This window comes from Paenibacillus sanfengchensis, from assembly GCF_036864765.1.
Taxonomy (GTDB): Bacteria; Bacillota; Bacilli; order Paenibacillales; family Paenibacillaceae; genus Fontibacillus; species Fontibacillus sanfengchensis.
Window position 1 is genome coordinate 1 of record NZ_JBAGJC010000012.1, and the last position, 17,945, is coordinate 17,945.

General features: G+C 50.8%; 14 protein-coding genes, 8 tRNA genes and 1 rRNA gene. 18 read left to right on the forward strand and 5 right to left on the reverse strand.

Annotated features, from left to right (window positions below; translation table 11 throughout):
* From V4U84_RS20635 to V4U84_RS20675, 9 genes are all read left to right on the forward strand, one after another.
* A 23S ribosomal RNA gene (locus V4U84_RS20635) occupies positions 1–124 on the forward strand; the annotation flags it as partial.
* Positions 125–241: 117 nt separating this feature from the next.
* Positions 242–333 (forward strand) — tRNA-Ser (locus V4U84_RS20640).
* A gap of 17 nt (positions 334–350) precedes the next feature.
* A tRNA-Met gene (locus V4U84_RS20645) sits at positions 351–427 on the forward strand.
* Between the two features lie 7 nt (positions 428–434).
* Positions 435–510, forward strand: a tRNA-Val gene (locus V4U84_RS20650).
* Positions 511–532: 22 nt separating this feature from the next.
* Positions 533–608 (forward strand) — tRNA-Thr (locus V4U84_RS20655).
* 13 nt (positions 609–621) lie between these two features.
* A tRNA-Asp gene (locus V4U84_RS20660) sits at positions 622–698 on the forward strand.
* Between the two features lie 77 nt (positions 699–775).
* Positions 776–848 (forward strand) — tRNA-Phe (locus V4U84_RS20665).
* A 12-nt stretch (positions 849–860) separates the two neighbouring features.
* Positions 861–946, forward strand: a tRNA-Tyr gene (locus tag V4U84_RS20670).
* 6 nt (positions 947–952) lie between these two features.
* Positions 953–1,025, forward strand: a tRNA-Lys gene (locus tag V4U84_RS20675).
* 86 nt (positions 1,026–1,111) lie between these two features.
* Here the strand turns inward: V4U84_RS20675 and V4U84_RS20680 are convergent.
* Positions 1,112–1,843 (reverse strand): Crp/Fnr family transcriptional regulator, encoded by a 732-nt coding sequence (locus V4U84_RS20680; RefSeq protein WP_334073985.1) that lies wholly within the window; start codon positions 1,841–1,843, stop codon positions 1,112–1,114.
* Positions 1,844–2,016: 173 nt separating this feature from the next.
* Positions 2,017–4,332 carry a nitric-oxide reductase large subunit gene (locus V4U84_RS20685; protein WP_334077884.1) on the reverse strand — a complete coding sequence of 772 codons (2,316 nt, stop codon included), beginning with the start codon at positions 4,330–4,332 and terminating at the stop codon, positions 2,017–2,019.
* 157 nt (positions 4,333–4,489) lie between these two features.
* Between V4U84_RS20685 and V4U84_RS20690 the strand changes: the two genes are divergently transcribed.
* The 7 genes from V4U84_RS20690 to V4U84_RS20720 all read left to right on the forward strand — a co-directional run bounded on the left by V4U84_RS20690 (position 4,490) and on the right by V4U84_RS20720 (position 10,612).
* Positions 4,490–5,599: a PucR family transcriptional regulator gene (locus tag V4U84_RS20690; RefSeq protein ID WP_334077885.1), complete on the forward strand. Its 1,110-nt coding sequence runs from the start codon at positions 4,490–4,492 to the stop codon at positions 5,597–5,599.
* Positions 5,600–5,721: 122 nt separating this feature from the next.
* Positions 5,722–6,840 carry an ABC transporter ATP-binding protein gene (locus tag V4U84_RS20695; protein WP_334073988.1) on the forward strand — a complete coding sequence of 373 codons (1,119 nt, stop codon included), beginning with the start codon at positions 5,722–5,724 and terminating at the stop codon, positions 6,838–6,840.
* Positions 6,841–7,073: 233 nt separating this feature from the next.
* Entirely contained in the window at positions 7,074–8,015 is a 942-nt protein-coding gene (hprK, locus tag V4U84_RS20700; RefSeq protein WP_334073989.1) for an HPr(Ser) kinase/phosphatase, read from the forward strand.
* A gap of 11 nt (positions 8,016–8,026) precedes the next feature.
* A complete protein-coding gene (gene lgt / locus V4U84_RS20705; protein ID WP_334074352.1) occupies positions 8,027–9,061 on the forward strand; it encodes a prolipoprotein diacylglyceryl transferase in 1,035 nt (344 codons plus the stop codon).
* Positions 9,062–9,080: 19 nt separating this feature from the next.
* Positions 9,081–9,737 (forward strand): pyrophosphatase PpaX, encoded by a 657-nt coding sequence (ppaX, locus tag V4U84_RS20710; protein WP_334073990.1) that lies wholly within the window; start codon positions 9,081–9,083, stop codon positions 9,735–9,737.
* Positions 9,734–10,255: an acyltransferase gene (locus V4U84_RS20715; protein ID WP_334073991.1), complete on the forward strand. Its 522-nt coding sequence runs from the start codon at positions 9,734–9,736 to the stop codon at positions 10,253–10,255. Before ppaX ends, V4U84_RS20715 begins: the two co-directional genes overlap by 4 nt.
* Positions 10,256–10,291: 36 nt before the next feature.
* Positions 10,292–10,612, forward strand: coding sequence for a carboxymuconolactone decarboxylase family protein (locus V4U84_RS20720; RefSeq protein ID WP_334073992.1), 321 nt, complete (start codon positions 10,292–10,294; stop codon positions 10,610–10,612).
* An 85-nt stretch (positions 10,613–10,697) separates the two neighbouring features.
* On the opposite strand, the gene V4U84_RS20725 is transcribed toward V4U84_RS20720, so the two are convergent.
* Both V4U84_RS20725 and V4U84_RS20730 read right to left on the reverse strand, forming a co-directional pair.
* A complete protein-coding gene (locus V4U84_RS20725) occupies positions 10,698–12,092 on the reverse strand; it encodes a DUF4179 domain-containing protein (RefSeq protein WP_334073993.1) in 1,395 nt (464 codons plus the stop codon).
* Positions 12,085–12,609 carry a sigma-70 family RNA polymerase sigma factor gene (locus tag V4U84_RS20730; protein WP_334073994.1) on the reverse strand — a complete coding sequence of 175 codons (525 nt, stop codon included), beginning with the start codon at positions 12,607–12,609 and terminating at the stop codon, positions 12,085–12,087. The genes V4U84_RS20725 and V4U84_RS20730 overlap by 8 nt, the downstream gene beginning before the upstream one ends.
* Before the next feature lie 313 nt (positions 12,610–12,922).
* Between V4U84_RS20730 and V4U84_RS20735 the strand changes: the two genes are divergently transcribed.
* A complete protein-coding gene (locus V4U84_RS20735; protein WP_334077886.1) occupies positions 12,923–14,140 on the forward strand; it encodes an acyltransferase in 1,218 nt (405 codons plus the stop codon).
* Positions 14,141–14,245: 105 nt separating this feature from the next.
* On the opposite strand, the gene V4U84_RS20740 is transcribed toward V4U84_RS20735, so the two are convergent.
* Positions 14,246–16,291: a methyl-accepting chemotaxis protein gene (locus V4U84_RS20740; protein WP_334073996.1), complete on the reverse strand. Its 2,046-nt coding sequence runs from the start codon at positions 16,289–16,291 to the stop codon at positions 14,246–14,248.
* 327 nt (positions 16,292–16,618) lie between these two features.
* Here V4U84_RS20740 and V4U84_RS20745 point away from each other — a divergent pair, with 327 nt between their 5' ends.
* Positions 16,619–17,821 (forward strand): ATP phosphoribosyltransferase regulatory subunit, encoded by a 1,203-nt coding sequence (locus V4U84_RS20745; protein WP_334073997.1) that lies wholly within the window; start codon positions 16,619–16,621, stop codon positions 17,819–17,821.
* Positions 17,822–17,945: the final 124 nt, after the last annotated feature.

A 17,945-nucleotide genomic window follows, 5' to 3' on the forward strand; every position in this document is an offset into this window, starting at 1 on the left:
CCCCCTCAAGATGAGATTTCCCAATTAGTAAGACCCCTTGAAGACGACGAGGTTGATAGGCCTGGGGTGGAAGTGCAGCAATGCATGGAGCTGACAGGTACTAATCGGTCGAGGGCTTATCCAAAAATAACTCCAAAAAGTGGCGTCAGGCTGAGCAAGCCGATCTGAGCACTTGAGGAGACTAAAACGCAAAGCACGTTTCGTATCCAGTTTTCAAGGATTAACCTTGAATTATGGCTTTGGAGAGATACCCAAGTGGCTATAAGGGGACCCTCTGCTAAGGGGTTAGACTGCGTAAGCGGTGCGAGGGTTCGAATCCCTCTCTCTCCGCCATTTGTAAAATCTGATATGGCGGCGTAGCTCAGCTGGCTAGAGCGTACGGTTCATACCCGTGAGGTCGGGGGTTCGATCCCCTCCGCCGCTACCATATTTTCGGAGGCTTAGCTCAGCTGGGAGAGCATCTGCCTTACAAGCAGAGGGTCGGGGGTTCGATCCCCTCAGCCTCCACCATTATAGATTTACAACTTGATATGCCGGTGTAGCTCAATTGGTAGAGCAACTGACTTGTAATCAGTAGGTTGGGGGTTCAAGTCCTCTCGCCGGCACCACTTTCACCAATGCGGAGCCGTGGTGTAGAGGCCTAACATGCCTGCCTGTCACGCAGGAGACCGCGGGTTCGAATCCCGTCGGCTCCGCCATTTATTACAACTATATTTCCACAGCGAAGTGGGAAAGTTACTAACTTAACCACTTTATTTTTTTGCCAATTTCATATGGCTCGGTAGCTCAGTCGGTAGAGCAGAGGACTGAAAATCCTCGTGTCGGCGGTTCGATTCCGTCCCGAGCCACCTTTTAAACCTGGAGGCTTAGCGAAGTGGCCAAACGCAGCAGACTGTAAATCTGTTCTCTTACGAGTTCGGTGGTTCGAATCCATCAGCCTCCACCAGTTTTTGAGCCATTAGCTCAGTTGGTAGAGCACCTGACTTTTAATCAGGGTGTCGAAGGTTCGAGTCCTTCATGGCTCATGTCGAAAGATCGTCAATCATTTGATTGGCGATCTTTTTTTGTATTGATTTCCCGCTGTTTTTCGGGGCAATATCTTGGTGGTGTTTTAACGGTTGTAAAGCTTTAGTTGCCGGCAATGATCACAGTTTTCTTTGACGCATACGCGTTCCTTTAAGGCCAGCAGGTTTTTTACGTAAAAGCCTTTGCGGCTTACAATCACCATGCCTTCCTTGCGAAGGCTGTTCAGCAGGCGAGTGACCGATTCCCGGGCTAGGCCGATAATGCTGGCAATTTCCTGGTGAGTCATGGGGACTCCCACATAGATTCCTCCATCCCGTTCAATCCCATATTCCTCGGCCAGTTTAATTAACAGGGAAATGCCCCGATCCTCTACACTGCGGTGGGTAAATCCTTGAAGCTTATCCATCAGCTCACGGATTTTACTTCCCATGGCGGACATCATTTTAAAGGCGATACTGGGGGTACTCGCCAGCATAAGCTCGAAGGAGCGAATCGGCACGGCCAGAAGCTTTGTATCCACCAGGGCCATACACGTGGTCGGATACAAGTCGGAATCAAATTGCCCCGTGTAGGGAAACATATCTCCGGCTTTTAACAAGGAAATGATCTGCTCGTTCCCTTTCTCATCCGTTTTATAAGCTTTAATGAGTCCATGCAATATAAAATAAATGGCTTCGACCTGTTCACCTTCGTGAAAAACCGCTTGTTTACGTGAGATCATGCGCGGAATGGCCATGTTGCGAAACCGGGTCATCTCTTCATTATCCAGGTCATGAAGCAGGGTGATGCACCGCAGGTCATCTACGGAAAGCTCCATCTTGGAATCCTCCCTATTTAAATTTAAATAAGTTAACTTTAAGATTATTATAGGGGGTAGAGAAAACACGGCTTTGTGTGAGGCATCACATGGTGTATTACATATTGGCAAAGAAAATACCCAAACCGGGTCCAACCTGATCACAAAGCCAGGAACCGGTTTGGGTAGAATCATTAGTCGAATATTTGCTCTTCTGCCACATTCGGTTTGCGCAAGTGAAACATGGAGCGAATGACCGCGTATAGCAGCGGCAAAATCCCTAGAACGATGAAGACCGTATCCGGAATCATCCGCAGCCAAAGGAGCAGATTTACGTCTCCCTGCTGATAGAAAGAGAAGTGGCGCGCCGACCAGAAACCGAAGTCAAAAGCATGCTTTAATTGCATGAACCCAATGGGCAACAATGTGATTACAATCATTCCGGTTAAGCCGATATTAAGTCCCCAACACGACAGGCGCAGCAGCTTATCATTCCATTTATCCGGCTCAACGATATTGCGTAACGTGTAGAGTAGGACGGCGATGGCGAACATTCCGTAGACCCCCATCATCGAGCCGTGAGCATGTGCGGTCGTTAAGGTAGAACCGTGCTCAAAATAGCTGACAGCCGGCAGATTGATCAGGAAGCCAAGCACGCCTGCCCCGATCAAGTTCCAGACTGCTGTAGAGACCAGGAAACGGAAGGAGGAGGTATAGGGGAAGGCCGTTCCTCCATCTTTCATCACTTTATATTGGTCGTAAGCTTCCAGGATCAGCAAGGTCAGCGGAATGACCTCCAAGGCGGAGAATACGGCACCCAGGGCGATCCAGATTTCAGAAGACCCATTGTAATAATAGTGATGTCCTATTCCTAGTACCCCGCCGCCCATAAGCAAAATAAACTGGAACAGCAAGGAGCGAATCGTGGATTGCTTCGTAACCAGATTCATTCGTACCATCAGGAAGCCAATAACGACTACGGCAAATACCTCAAATATGCCTTCCACCCAGAGGTGGATAATCCACCATCTCCAAAAGTCTGCATACGTAAACGAAGTAGTTGGATTGAAAAAGAAAGCAAAAATATAAAAGAAGGGAACCGCTATGGCAGAGTAAAACAACAGATGAGTTAGCCCGCCTTTATCCGTTTCTTTCCGGAGTGCAGAGCGAATCGCGCGGAATACGATATACAGCCAGATCGTCATCCCAATGACGAGTAAGATCTGCCAGAAGCGGCCTAACTCCAGGTACTCCCAGCCTTGGTGTCCGAGCCAGAACCACAGGTTTCCCAGATGCCCTTTTACACCTAACCATTCGCCAATTGTACTGCCGGCTGTCAGAACAACTAATGCCCAGAACAGAATATCCACCAACAGACCTTGACGTTTCGGTTCTTTCCCGCCGACGAGAGGAGCTACATAAATCCCCATCCCCAGCCAAGCTGTAGCAACCCACAAAATAACGAGCTGCAGATGATAGGACTTGGCGATATTGAACGGGAATAAGCTGGCGATCCAGTCCATACCGTAAAATTGGTTAGGTTCGGAATAATAATGGGCGAGTAGCCCGCCAAAGCCGGATTGGATCAGGAATAACAGAGTAACTATAAGGAAGAACTTCCCTGTTTTGACCTGGCTTGAGGTCACCGGCATGTTATATAGATTAAAGGTTGGAAACTTATCGGGTGTATATGCTTCGTGCATATGCAATTTGTAGCGGTTATAGATGAACAAAATAAAACCGATGGCAAGGATCAGCAAGGTGACACTGACGCCGCTCCATAGAACAGCGGAGTAGGACATCGTGTTGCCCGCATCTTCAAAGTAAGGCCAGTTGTTGGTGTAAGTGATCGTATCCCCCGGTCTTTGGGCTGCCGAAAGCCATGCGGTCCAAAAGAAGAAATCGGCGATTTGCTGCCGCATATTTCCCGAGCCGATATAGGCGCGATCTTCCGCGGGCATACTGCTATCCTGAATCAGATTCGGAGCGATGCCTAGCCCGTCCCCTTCCGTAAACACCTTCTCGTAATGCGCGCGAACCTGCTTTAAGCCTTCAACCTGTCCGTCCGTAAGGGTCAGTACTTCGGTTCCTTTCTCGTAACGGTTTTGCTTCACTTCTTCTTTCACTTTTTCAAAAATAACGGTTTGCCGGTCTTTGCTAAGTTCATCGTAAGATTGCCCGTACTCGGTTTGAGCATAATGATTGTGCATCGCATCGGTGACGATTTTTAATGCCTCGGCGGTATAATCAGGGCCCAGATAGGAGCCGTGGCCCAGCACGGTGGCGTAATCCATGAGCCCGTACTTTTGGAAAACGGCCTGCCCGCCTGCGATTTGGTCTTGAGTCGTTAAGGTTTGACCTTGACTGTCTACCATCTTTAGCGGTGTAGGGGCTTGCGTCTTAAAAATCCAATATCCCCCGGTAATTAATATGGTAAAGCTGATGATTAAAGTAGCGATCAAAATGCCCTTGAGGAATCCGTTTTGCGCTTTATTGCCTGGTACCTTCATGGTTGCAAACATCTCCTTTCCTTTCGTCAGATCCCAGCATAAGACCGCCCCATATTGAAGTTTGTGATCGCCATTACAAATGCGGTGAAAGTTAAAATTTCGCCATGATATGATACAATGATTTTGAATCTTCAAATTAGGATAGGAAAGGCACTCCATGACGAATATGAACTTGCTGAAACAACAGATTGAGCAGATCCTTGGGGCTCCGCTGCAACTGACGGAAATGGAGCTTCAGGCATGGAACGAAATGACGGTGGCCTCAGGCCAACCTCATTCCGGCGTAATTCGGAATAATGGGAAATGGCTCGGGCGGTGGAGTTCGGGTTTATCCACAGTTCAAGTATTTGAAGTGGAGATCGCAGAGCTTTCGGAGCGGGAAATACAGCTGATCGAGCTATTGCTGACGTATGCCCATAATGGACAGGAGTCGAAGCCATCAGGGCCGTCCAGACGGGAAGACGAAGCCCGCAGTGTGGAGATGGGAGATTGGCTTCAAGATCAAATCGATCGCGGGGAGTTGGAATGCCCGGTACCGGATCATATGAGCTTGAAAACGCATCTGCAAGGGACGATGCTTCCTTTTTTGCTAAGCGTTGAGCATAGCTCGGGTGACGGTATCCAGTTTGCTAAACTGAATAAATTGCTGCGCAGTTATTTTGGCGGGGAGATCGTATTGCTCCCAATTAAAGAGGATTGGCTGATCCTGGTCAATGAAGCCATTCTCCAGGATTTTCGCGAGGAAAGCGAGCCAACCCAGGAAGCGGAACGGGACATGTTGGATGCATTATGTCAGGGGCTGTACGAACTGATCACCAATGAGTGGGTTGGCGGAGGCCTTCAATTGGCGGCGGGCGATCCGTTTACCGGAGACAGGCATATGGCTGCGGTAGCGGTGTCTTTGCGCGAAACCCTTCAACTCGGCAGGGTGTTTTATGTCACGGAGCATATTTATTTTCCCTGGAAGCTTCGCCTGGAGCGGTTGATTTATAGCATCCCTGACAACCAGCGTGTGCAATTTGTGGAGGAAATCGGACGGCAGTCGGAACTATTAAAAGATGAAGAGACGAGAAAGACGCTGCAGACTTTTTTTCAATTGGATTGCAATGTGAGTGAAACGGCGAAACGGTTATACATCCACCGCAATACGCTGTTGTACCGGATCGATAAATTTAAACAGGAGACCGGGCTGGATGTCCGAAGCTTTCAGGATGCGGTTTTGGTCAAGCTGGGGTTGTTATTGTACAAATTGACAAAAAGGGCTTAGGATTTTTGTGCAGTTTGTGTATAGCGCTTTCTTGCCCAGGAAGGTAAGATAGAAGCATGAATTGAATCCGATTACATTTTTGCATATCCCTTTAATTATCATTTATTTAGGAGGCTAAAAATATGGCAGGCGTACGCTTAGAACACATCTACAAAAAATACCCGGGTGCTGACAAAGCAACCGTAATTGACGTTAACCTGGATATCGCCGATAAGGAGTTCCTCGTATTGGTAGGTCCTTCCGGTTGCGGTAAATCTACAACACTCCGGATGATCGCAGGTCTGGAAGAGATCTCCGAAGGTAAATTGTATATCGGCGACCGCGTCGTGAACGATGTAGCTCCGAAAGACCGCGATATCGCGATGGTATTCCAATCCTACGCTTTGTACCCGCACATGAACGTATACCAAAACATGGCGTTCGGTCTGAAATTGCGCAAGGTGAAAAAGGAAGAAATCGATCAACGCGTTCGTGAAGCTGCGAAGATTCTCGATATCGAACATCTGCTTGATCGCAAACCGAAAGCTCTCTCCGGTGGTCAGCGTCAACGGGTTGCCTTGGGCCGCGCGATTGTCCGCGATCCTCAAGTCTTCCTCATGGACGAACCGCTCTCGAACTTGGATGCCAAGCTGCGCGGTCAAATGCGCGCGGAAATCACGAAGCTGGTTAAGCGTCTTGAAACGACTTGTATCTACGTAACGCATGACCAAACCGAGGCCATGACGATGGGTGACCGTATCGTCGTTATGCAAGACGGTATCATTCAACAAGCAGCTTCTCCGGAAGAACTGTACAACCAACCGCAAAATATTTTCGTTGCCGGATTCATCGGATCCCCAACCATGAACTTCATCAACGGTAAGATCGTTGAGCAAAACGGTGCCGTATACTTCCAAGCCGACAACATGAAGGTGGAAGTACCGCAAGGGAAAGCCGTAACTCTGAAAGAAAAAGGCTATGTGAACGGTAAGGAAGTCATCATGGGCGTTCGTCCGGAAGACATCCACGAAGAACCAATCTTCTTGGAAGGTTCCCCGAATACGGTCTTCAACGCAACGGTAGACGTTACTGAGAACCTCGGTCACGAAATGCTGTTGTACTTGAACAGCACCTCTCCGTTGATCGCTCGTGTGGACGGTCGTTCCAACACGCGTGAAGGCGACAACGTGAAATTGGCGATCGATATGAACAAAATCCATATCTTCGATAAGGAATCCGAATTGAACGTATTCTTTTCCTAATCGATAAGCTGCGAACTGAGCAAACCGCCCTTTTTTGGGGCGGTTTTTTTATGGAGGTGCGGCCCCGTGATTGATTTACGGAGGAATTTCCTTTACGATGAATACAATGACAACGAGATGTAAAAGGTTGCGGTTTTTCTTTACATATTATTGCAGGCCGATTTCGGAATAGAGCTGGCTTTTCAGTTGGTTAGCTATGGACCCGTAAGGCCGTTTGGGAAAGGAAGAGCAGCATGGCGAAAAAAGTAAAAGTATCCGAATTGGTCAACCAATTCGGGCTGGAGGTAGTTTCCGGAGAACAGGGTCTGAAACGGGCCATTACGGTTGACGATCTGTATCGTCCGGGTTTGGAGATGGCCGGTTATTTCGAGTATCATCCGCCGGAACGGGTACAGATTCTGGGGAAGACCGAGCTGGCGTTCTATGAAATGCTTCCGCTTGCGGAGCGGAAGGACCGGATGGAGCGCCTTTGCAGCAGTGAAGAGACGCCGTGCATTATCGTCACAAGATCCTGGGAGGTTCCCCAGGAGTTGATCGACATCAGCTCGGAGAAGAATATTCCCGTACTGCGCAGCAGCATGGCAACCACGATTCTGTCCAGCCGGATTACCAGTTTCCTGGAGCGGAAACTGGCGCCGACGGCGACGATCCATGGAGTGCTCGTGGATGTGTACGGGGTCGGCATGCTGATTACCGGCAGCAGCGGCATCGGGAAGAGTGAGACGGCGCTGGAACTCGTGAAACGCGGCCACCGGCTCATTGCCGACGATGCGGTGGAAATCCGCCAAACGTCGGATAACCAGCTCCACGGGACAGCGCCGGAACTGATCCGCCATCTCCTGGAAATCCGCGGTGTCGGGATCATCAACGTCATGACGCTGTTCGGGGCCGGGGCGATTCGAAACAACAAGAGAATTACCCTTGTCGTGCGCCTTGAGGCCTGGCAGCAAGAGAAGCAATACGACCGGTTGGGCCTTGATGAAGAGACTACGCGGATTATCGATACCGACGTTCCGCTGGTGACGATCCCTGTCCGCCCGGGTCGGAATCTGGCCGTTATTATTGAGGTCGCCGCCATGAACTTCCGCTTGAAACGGATGGGTTACAACGCCGCGCTTCAGTTTACGACAAAGCTGACGGAGACGATCGCGGAAGATATGGACGATTTGGATTAGGAGCGTGAATGATGGGCACCTTGTTATTAAACCCGATTGCTTTTTCGATCGGTGGATTGGACGTGCGTTGGTATGGCTTGATTCTGGGAGCCGGTGCCCTGATGGGACTGCTGCTTGCCATTTGGGAAGGGAAACGCTTCAACATTCCGCAGGAGTTTTTTATGGATCTGCTGCTGCTGGGGGTCCCTTCGGCCATTATCGGTGCAAGAATTTACTTTGTAGCGTTTAAGTGGGACGAATATAAAAATAATCTGCTGGATATTTTTAAGATCTGGAACGGCGGTATCGCCATTTATGGCGCTTTAATCGGCGCGATCATCTGTGCGGTAATCTTCGTTCGCCGGCGCGGGTATAACTTTTGGCGGATCGCCGATATCTGTGCGCCTGGGCTCATTATCGGTCAAATGATCGGCCGGTGGGGCAACTTCGTCAATCAGGAGGCCTATGGCGGGCCGACGACGGAAGCTTTTTTAAGGGATCATCTGCATCTCCCTTCGTTTATCGTGAACCAGATGAATGTGGCGGGGACGTTCCATCATCCGACCTTTTTGTATGAATCGCTGTGGAACCTGGTTGGCCTGCTCCTTCTCTTCGTGCTGCGGAGACAAAAGTTTTTGCGGGCGGGAGAATTGTTCTTTTCCTACTTTATCTGGTATTCCATTGGCCGCTTTTTTATCGAAGCGCTTAGAACGGACAGCCTGGCGTTCCAGGGAGCGTCCTGGCTTGCTTCTTTTGTCAACGGATTGTGGGCGCCGATGACCTGGCTCGGCTTTGAGCAAGGATATCTCGCCCCGACCTATGGAAACGTGAGAATTTCGCAGTTGCTGGCGCTTTTGATTATCGTTGCCGCGATCGTGTTGATTACTGTACGCCGCAGAACGGTTAAGAACCTCCCGCGGTATAGTGATCCGATCGTATCGACACGCAGCAGCGAGGTAGAGAATTTGCAGCCGGCTGCGAATTCGGCGTCAAACGCGCAAGGGTTGAACTTGAAGGAGGAGCACGACTCGAGCGAATCGGAGAAGCCCCAGGCCCCCAAGGAGTAGATAAAGGAGAAACCGCTGCATGATAAACACCATATTATTCGATCTTGACGGAACGATCATCGACACAAACGATCTGATTATAAATACGTTTCTGCACGTATTGGGGCAGCATTTTCCCCAGCAGAAGTATTCGAGGGAACAGATCATTCCCCATATGGGACTAACGCTGGAACAGCAAATGCAGACCTTCTCCGGCAGGGAGGAGGTCACTGAGCTGGTGGCGGACTACCGTACTTATAACAACCTGCATCATGACACGCTGATTCGGGAGTTCCCCCGGGTCAAAGAAGTGATCGCCCAGCTGCATGAGCGCGGTATCACCATGGGGATCGTGACGACGAAAATTAAGCCGACCACCATCCGGGCCCTGGACTACTTCGCGTTAAAAGAGTATATGTCCACCATCGTCACCGTTCAGGACGTGACGCATCCCAAGCCGCATCCGGAGCCGGTATTGACCGCGCTAAGCAACCTGGGCGCCGATCCGGACAAGACGCTGATGGTGGGCGACAGCGCCGCCGATATTCAGGCGGCAAAAGCGGCAGGCGTGAAAGCCGCCGGAGTCGCCTGGTCTTTGAAGGGCGTGGATGTGCTCCAGAAATATAACCCCGATTATATCCTCGAGGATATGACCGACTTGTATGGCGTATTGGGATGGGAGCCTGTGAACAAGTGAGGAAGGTCACGCGGTATCCGGTGGAAGGGCCGAATGCGTTGTGGCAGTTGTACCGGACAGTGAGCCCGTGGAAGGGCGTTAAAAACTTTATTTTTATCCAGCTTAGCCGATATTGTCCGATCCTTTCCTGGAAAAACTGGATCTACCGCCGTATTCTCGGCATGAGAGTGGGGGAACATACCGCCTTCGGTCTGATGGTGATGGTGGATGTCTTCTTTCCGGAGCTGATCACGATCGGTCGAAACTCGGTCATCGGGTACAACACGACCATTCTCGCGCATGAGTACTTGATCAAGGAATATCGGCTGGGCGAGGTGCGGATCGGTGATGAGGTACTCATCGGAGCGAATACGACGATCTTGCCCGGTGTCACGATCGGGGACGGAGCGGTGGTAGCTGCAGGCTCGGTGGTCCACAAAGATGTGGCCCCCGGCACGTTTGTGGGAGGCAATCCCCTGCGCGTGATTGAAAGGAAGAATCCGGAAGGAAGTCGAGATAAGAGTGGGGAATTGGAATAAAGCAGTTATTCCATTCTTAAAGGAGATGTATCAAGAATGAGCGAGATGACATCGGTCAGCAGCGCATTTCACACTTTTATCAAGGAGGCCCCAGAGCATCAGCGGATTTGGACGGAAACGGCACAGCAGTTGGGCCAGGTCGGTAAGCTTGACTCCAAAACCGAGGAACTGGCCTACATTGCCGTGCTTGCGGCATCGCGTTTGGAAAGCGGCATTCCTTTTCATGTAAAGCATGCTAAGTCATTGGGGGCAACGCGAGAAGAAATTATCAGCGCTGTGTTGGTGGGACTCCCTGCGGTAGGAAACGCAGTTATTCAGGCATTGCCAGCAGCCATTCGGGCGTTTGACGAGGAGTAAAGGGCGTAAAGGTTCAGAAGTAAAAGAAGGGGCTGTCTCCCCGGTAGGTGAACTACCCATAAGCGGAGACAACCCCTTTTGCGTATCATTTGAGCTTGATTCGGAATTCTATGGGTTGTTCGATGTTTTTTTCCGTATCGGCCCTATATGAAAAGGTTAAGGGTTGAGGGTATACTTGTGATTTTAGGCTAAGTAGGGCGCTTGGATCCGAGAAAATGCCCCCTTCTATAGAATAAGTTTTGCCGTCCCGATCACTAAAAATCGTATCTAAGTGGATGGACGATTCGGGGTTCAGTCGATCTGACAAATACTCCATGACCACCTCGATGGTATCTTTTGTATAACTGACCTTCTGCAGCCGCAGCGGGGAGTTGGGTGTGATTACTTTTTTTTCCTCAGTATTTATGGCAACTTTTCCCTTCTCATATACGGATATCTGGCTAGCCCCCTTGGCCCGGAGAGAAAACTCGGTCCAATCGGTGTAGTAAAGACTGTCGAAACGGATGGCTGATAACGATGGTACTTCGTTAATGAGCTCGATCATTGTATCTCGAGAAATTAAAAAGGGTTGGAACTGGTCCTTTCTGGTCTCGCCCAGATAGAGCTTGGCATCCCTTAGATTTTTTAGACCTTCGTTTTGTGTTTTCGAGGTTGCTTTAAACTCCAATGTGGTGCTAAGAGGATTCAGAACGGCTCGGGTCAGCTCCAGCTTATGTTCTCCGATTTGCGCGAATTGATGGACAGGTACTGATTTTTCCAAGCTGGAGAACTTGGTTTTGTCTATGTTTATAGGTACTCTAAATTCTAATTTTTTGGTGGAGGAGTCGATGTCTAACTCCACTTCCTCCGAAAACATCATTTGACCCGGGGTATCTTTAAACTGTAAGGTGTAGTAGTAGGATTTTTTCTGTATATTTTGATCCTGTAAGCTTAAATTAGAGCCAAACGATGAGAGACCATGTTTTTCCGTCAGTTCATTATTTGAACTAAAAAAGTTGCCTTGTATGCTCTGAACCGTCACGGTATTGCTTAAAATCTCGGAGGTAACGAAAACAATCATCGTTCGTTTGTCTGCCAGCACGCCATCGACCGTTAGACGGTAACCGTCTTGTTCGGTGGCCTTGTTAATGGGCTGATACAGGCCTTGTTCGGCGGCCTTTTTCATCGCGTCGTGCATCATCGACAGCACATGCTTCGGAATGGAGGAAACTGCTGGCGAACTCCCCATGACCGTGCCAGGGCTCGAATCCGCTGGTGGCCAGAGCTGCCACGCGAACAAAACCGCCAAACTGCAGGCCAGCGCTCCCGCAGTGAGGGTGATGCGCCGGCGAAGGCCAATTTTACGTCTTCTTACTTTGCCCAGTTCCAAGCCCTGGCGGATGGCCAATTCCAGGTTTTGATCGCTAATCCGGGCTTCGGCTTGGCGGATATCCTCCAACATACGCGGTAATTCCCATTCCTCTTTTTGATGCTCAGCCATAATACACCTCACCGCCCCAAGTCATTTGCCCCCGGAGCTGCTTCAGTCCCTGGTGCAGCCAGGTCTTCACGGTTCCTTCCGGTCGGTCGAGAATCCGCGCAATCTCCGTTAGGGTCATATCTTGATAATATTTTAAAGTCAGCACATGTCTGTATTTCGGCTTTAACCGCTCCAGGGCAATCTCCAGGTCCAGCTTATGAACGCTGACCATTTCTCCCGAGCCAGGCTGCGTCAATGCCGTCAGCGACAGGGTGCGTTTTCTCCGCTTCTGTTCATCGATGCAAACGTGGATCAGAATGCGGATTAACCAAGGGATAAAGGCATCCGGTTCCTTGAGCTGCCTGCATTTCACCCAAGCCTTGCAGACCGTCTCCTGAACGGCGTCCAAGGCATCGGATTCGTTCCGCAAGTAGCTGAACGCGATGCCGTAAAGCTTTCTTTTCTGTGAGGATACCAGATGGTAAAAGGCTGTCTCATCGCCCTGGCATGCGGCAGCGGCCCATTCTCGTTCTTCCATGCCTGCGGGCTCCTTCCTAATAAATATTGATGAATATGGATCGTCGGGGAATTACCGGCCGGTAATTTTTTCTTCCCTGACTATAAAGACGCTCGTTCGATCAGAACGGTTTTATTTATATACGTTCCCTTAATTGGATTTTAAAGGTATGATAATAGCGAGCAATTTGGCAAAAATGCCGAAGCGAAGCTATTTTCAGGTTCAATTCAGCTTGAAAGGGTAACTTAATGATATTCACTTATGTCTATTCGTGCGTTTGGCGCGAAGCGGAAAAGGTCATATCAGGAAACCTATGCAGACTGGAGTTGATCATGTGCAACTGCAAGCGAAGGAAAGGCTGCCTCAGCTCGATATCTTTCGGGCCTTTGCGATTTTTAGCGTCATCCAGGTCCACGCGACTTCCTATGCTGCCGGGTGGCAGGCATTGGGGGCGCCGGGTTTTTATTTTTATAACTGGATGAATATCTTTTTCAGAATCGGTACCAGCTCATTTATCTTTTTGAGCAGCTTCGTTCTCTTCTACAACTATTATGAAAAGCCGGTTAACCGGAGCTTGATCGGACGCTTTTATAAAAAACGGTTGACCTATATCATCCTACCCTATATTCTCGTATCCTTCTGTTATTTTCTCGTGGTGGTTTGGATTCAAAAGGATTTCTTGAACCAGTCCTTTGCGCAGCTGCTGCAATCTCTGGGCGTAAAGCTGCTGACGGGGACGGCCTATACGCACTTATACTTTATTTTTATCAGCATCCAATTCTATATCTTGTTCCCGTTATTGTTGGGTTTGGTGCAATGGATGCGGAATAAGAAATGGGCGGCATTTTGGATTTTTCCGGCGGGCTTGGCGGTTCAGTGGGTCTTCTTCTTCTGGAATAAATACTATCTTGAGCTGCCGAACAAGGGAAGCTATGCGCCCTCCTATATGTCGTTCTACATGCTCGGTGCTGTGGTGGCGATCTATTTCGAACCGATCAAAGCCTGGCTAACGACGGATTGGAAACGGGCAACCTCCCGGCAAAAAGCCGGCACCGTCTTGCTTTGGGGCAGTTGGCTGATCCTCTCATTTATTGATGTGCAGCTGTACTACGCGCTCAGGACCCAGGCATACGTGGCCGGAACGACAACGTTCGAATTCGTCTGGAACGTGCACCTGTTGCTTTCGGCACTGGTTCTGATGAAGGCGGCATTCCTGGTGCACCGCAAAGGCAGCAAATTCTGGGTCAAAGCTTTGACCCGGCTGGGCGAACTGTCTTTCGCCATTTATCTGTTTCACCCGGTGGTCCTGCTGGTTTATCGCATGTTCCGCAACCGGCTCGCGGGGGACCAAATCGCGGTCGCTTACTTCTTTTTTATTCTGGCTGGTTCGGCCTGTACGCTGCTTCTCTCCTGGGTCTTCGTGCATCTCTGCTTTAAAAAGCTGCCTTTCGCCGCGTTGTTTTTGGGCAGTGTCCCGGGGGCATTAAAGAAGAGAAGGGAATCGCCGATCCAGGACAGCGCAACTTCCGCATCCGTGAATGTAAACATGTAGGCATAATTTAAAGGGGTGCCGATAGAGCCGGATGAACGGCTTTATCGGCACCCCTTGTTATTTAAGACTTCAGCGGAGCTGGACGATTCTATAATTGGCTTGCTGTTACACTTTAAATTTGCTTACGGTTTCCTGCAGCTCTTCCGCCATTTTGCTTAAGAGAGCCGAAGAGGCGCTGATCTCTTGCATAGAAGCCAATTGTTCTTCCGTGCTGGCGGCCACTTGTTCGATGCTTGCCGCGGTATCCTCGGAGATCATGGCTACAGCCTCCATGGATTTAATCACTTTCACCGAACCGGCGACCATCGCTTCGGATGCTTTGGAGACCTGTTCGATTTCGCGGGTCACTTCGGTGATGGAATCGAGAATATGTCCGAATGCGACCCCCGCAGAATCCGCCATCTGCACGCCCCTTAACACCTCATGGATCACCTGCTCCATGCTGGCGGCCGTCACCTGGGTATCCCGCTGAATCGCGGCTACCGATTCGGTGATATGGCTGGCGGAGCTGCCGGATTGGTCCGCGAGCTTCTTGATTTCGGAGGCGACCACGGCAAATCCTTTGCCCTGTTCACCCGCTCGCGCCGCTTCAATGGACGCGTTCAAGGCCAGCAGATGCGTCTGGTTGGCAATCTCCGTAATCACTTGGGTGAAGCTGTCGATTTCTTTGGAGCGTTCTCCCAGACCGGATACTTCCTGCGACAGCTTCTTCACGGTTTCACCGATGGCTTTCATTTGATCAACCACGGATTGCACACTGTTATTGCCTTCTTCGGCCGTCTGCTGCGTATGTTCCACGGATTGGACGACGTCATGCGTGCTGCCGGAGATCGCCTGCATTTGAGCGGCCATCCGGTTAATATCATCGCGGGTACCGCTGATTTCGGTCACCTGCTGGCCGGTACCGATCGAAACCATTTGCGCGTTCTCCGCCACCTGCTTGCCGGAGGCCGTAATTTGATCGGAGCTGGCGGTGAGCTCTTCCGCGGAAGCCGCAAGCTGCATGGAATTATTGTTAACCTTATAGAGCAAAGAGCGCAGAGAAGCCGCCATGGTATTAAAATTACGCCCCAGAATCCCCAGCTCATCGTTCCGTTTGATATGAATATCCTGCGTCAGATCCCCTTCGCTGATCGCCAGGGAAGCCCGGTTGATTTGACTGAGAGGTCTCAGGATAGAAAAGATAATTAAGAAAACGAACAAAGCGCCCACAATGATGGAGACAACAAGGACAACGACCGTTGATTTAAGAATCGGAGCCGCCTGCGCCGCAACCTCGGACTGAAACAGGGTACCCGCGATTTTCCAGCCGGTGGACGCATTGGTGGTAAAAATCATCTTCTTGGCCTCATTGCCGCCCGTATAATCAAGCCTTCCGCTCTTTTCTTTATAAATGTTGGCAATCACGGGGATGCTCTCGGCGGAAGAACCGATTTCGCTCGTGGGATGGTAGACGAACTTCTTATCCTGATCAAGCAAGAAGACGTAGCCTTCCGTACCGATTTTTACGCTCTTCGTCACCAAAGACAGCTTCTCGATGGCCACCGACATGGCCACCACGCCTTGCCCGTCCTGGCTGGATTTGGCCAGCGTGACGACCTGATTGCCCGTTACAGCGGAAGCATAAGGGGAAGTGACGATAACCTTTCCTTTCTCCGCTACAGCCTGCTTGTACCAGCCCCGTTCGGTCGGCTTATAGTCCGCTGCTATTTTGGTGACATCGGCAGAGTCCATATATAGACCTTGATTCGTTCCGACGAACACCATCTCCGTGTCGGTGTCAGCCTTTCTTGTCAACTGCAACTGCTTTCGCACACTCTCGCTTGTTCCCAGGTTGGACTGGGTGCCTTGCTGAATAATGCTGGTGAAGTCCACATTCTGGGACAACACCTCGATTTCTTTCTTTTTTGAGTCAAAATACTCATTAAGCAGCGCGTCCAGGAGCCGGACATTCTCTTCGGCGGTCTGTACCATCTGCTGGTCTACATTCTGTTTGGCGGTATTGTAGGAAACGGTGGAGAGCAGAATGGTAGGGACGATAAGGAGGAACGCGAAAGCCGCAATCAGTTTATTTTTGATGGAGAAAAAAACGACTTTGTTAGCCGGTTTCGTCTGACTTTCGGTGGTGCGCTTGTTGTGTAGTTTTGTCATCGCTCGCGAGCACTCCTCTATAGTAAAAATATAATTAGGGATATCATCGACAAAATTCTTCATTTTTTTAAGACCTTTTACCACTTTTGCAAAATGAAAAATTGATGAAGAGGAATCCGTCGCGGGACTACAGACAGGGGCATGTAAATCTTCTAATTCAAGGGTAAAATAAAGGAAGGAAAAATAAAGAAATGAAGTCTTCGGGAGAGCGTTGACGTTTCGAGAATAAATATGTTACGATATGGCATAATCTTTAGTTTGGTAGTATGGTAGCACTTTAATATATTAAAGTTAAAAGATTGAGCATGCATAAATGAGGTGAGCGTTTTGTCGAAACCGAAAGGCTTTGAAAAACCGGCCGGTGTCCGCGATTATTTGCCCTTTGCGGCCGAGAAGCTGCGGGCGATTGAGCGGAGCGTACTGGATTGTATGGCCGGGTGGGGGTATCGCCAAATCATGACGCCGACCATGGAATATTACGATACTGTGGGCGTGGCCAGTTCCACCTCCGACCGGAAGCTGTTCAAGCTGCTTAATAACCGGGGGACGACCATGGTCCTCCGTTCGGATATGACCGCCCCGATCGCCCGGGTTGTCGCCTCCATGCTGAAAGAGGAGCCGCTGCCGCTCCGCCTGTCCTATCACGCCAATGTGTTTCGGGCGATTGAGGAGGAGGCGGGCAGGGAAGCCGAATTCTTTCAGACCGGCGTAGAGCTGGTGGGGGACGATTCGCCCGAAGCGGATGCCGAAGTAGTCGCTTTGGCCGTGGCTTCCCTCAAAGCGGCCGGCGTGAAATCGTTCAAGATTGCGCTGGGCCATGTCGGCTTCCTGAACGGACTCCTGGAGGAGGCGATTCCGGGCCGGGAGGAGGACCGGGAGACTCTGAAAGAGGGGTTGCTGCACCGGGACTATGTCGGCTATCGGGAAACGCTGGCCGGCTTGTCTTTATCGAAGCGGCAGCGCGAGGAGCTCGAGGGCATTCTCCGCCTGCGCGGCGGCAAGGAGATTTGCCGGCAGGCGCTCGAGCTCAGCGGCAACGCGCAGGCCCGGGACGCGGTGCAGCATCTCAGCGCGGTATGGGACGCGCTGGAGGATTACGGTGTAGCGCAGCATGTCATGATCGATCTGACGATGATCGGCGACTTTTCATACTACACCGGGATGACGTTTGAGGGGTACGCCGCGGAGCTCGGCTTCCCCGTCTGCAGCGGCGGACGCTACGACAATCTGCTGCGGCAGTTTGGGCGTCCCGCCCCGGCGACCGGCTTCGCGCTCAAGACGAACCGGATCCTCGACGGCGTCGACGGAATCGAGGCCGATCGCGAACTGCCGGTGCTGCTGCAGTACGACGCAGCGAACCGGAAGCGGGCGTTCGCCGAAGCGGAGCAGCTGCGGGGCGAGGGGCGCGGCGGGATCCTGCGCCGCGTGGAAGGTTCGGCCGACCTGCTCGGCGATGCGGACGCCAAGGAGATCCAGAGCGGGCCGCTCGGACCGGCTTACGGGGAGATTCGCACGTATACGAGTTTCTAGCCTGTAGCTTGCTATGCTGCGGTTGGTTCGGTTGAAATAACGGGAGGACCTCCTGTTATTTTGTCTTTGAGTAGGCGTGGCGTAACAATAACGGGAAACCTCCAGCTAATTCTTCCGTTCTGGG

What these genes read in the sequence shown, in the direction of transcription:
- hprK (WP_334073989.1), top strand. Translation starts at nt 7,074, where the DNA reads ATGGCGAAAAAAGTAAAAGTATCCGAATTGGTCAACCAATTCGGGCTG.
- V4U84_RS20720 (WP_334073992.1), top strand. Translation starts at nt 10,292, where the DNA reads ATGAGCGAGATGACATCGGTCAGCAGCGCATTTCACACTTTTATCAAG.
- V4U84_RS20685 (WP_334077884.1), bottom strand. Translation starts at nt 4,332, where the DNA reads ATGAAGGTACCAGGCAATAAAGCGCAAAACGGATTCCTCAAGGGCATT.
- lgt (WP_334074352.1), top strand. Translation starts at nt 8,027, where the DNA reads ATGGGCACCTTGTTATTAAACCCGATTGCTTTTTCGATCGGTGGATTG.
- V4U84_RS20725 (WP_334073993.1), bottom strand. Translation starts at nt 12,092, where the DNA reads ATGGCTGAGCATCAAAAAGAGGAATGGGAATTACCGCGTATGTTGGAG.
- ppaX (WP_334073990.1), top strand. Translation starts at nt 9,081, where the DNA reads ATGATAAACACCATATTATTCGATCTTGACGGAACGATCATCGACACA.
- V4U84_RS20740 (WP_334073996.1), bottom strand. Translation starts at nt 16,291, where the DNA reads ATGACAAAACTACACAACAAGCGCACCACCGAAAGTCAGACGAAACCG.
- V4U84_RS20690 (WP_334077885.1), top strand. Translation starts at nt 4,490, where the DNA reads ATGACGAATATGAACTTGCTGAAACAACAGATTGAGCAGATCCTTGGG.
- V4U84_RS20680 (WP_334073985.1), bottom strand. Translation starts at nt 1,843, where the DNA reads ATGGAGCTTTCCGTAGATGACCTGCGGTGCATCACCCTGCTTCATGAC.
- V4U84_RS20695 (WP_334073988.1), top strand. Translation starts at nt 5,722, where the DNA reads ATGGCAGGCGTACGCTTAGAACACATCTACAAAAAATACCCGGGTGCT.
- V4U84_RS20730 (WP_334073994.1), bottom strand. Translation starts at nt 12,609, where the DNA reads ATGGAAGAACGAGAATGGGCCGCTGCCGCATGCCAGGGCGATGAGACA.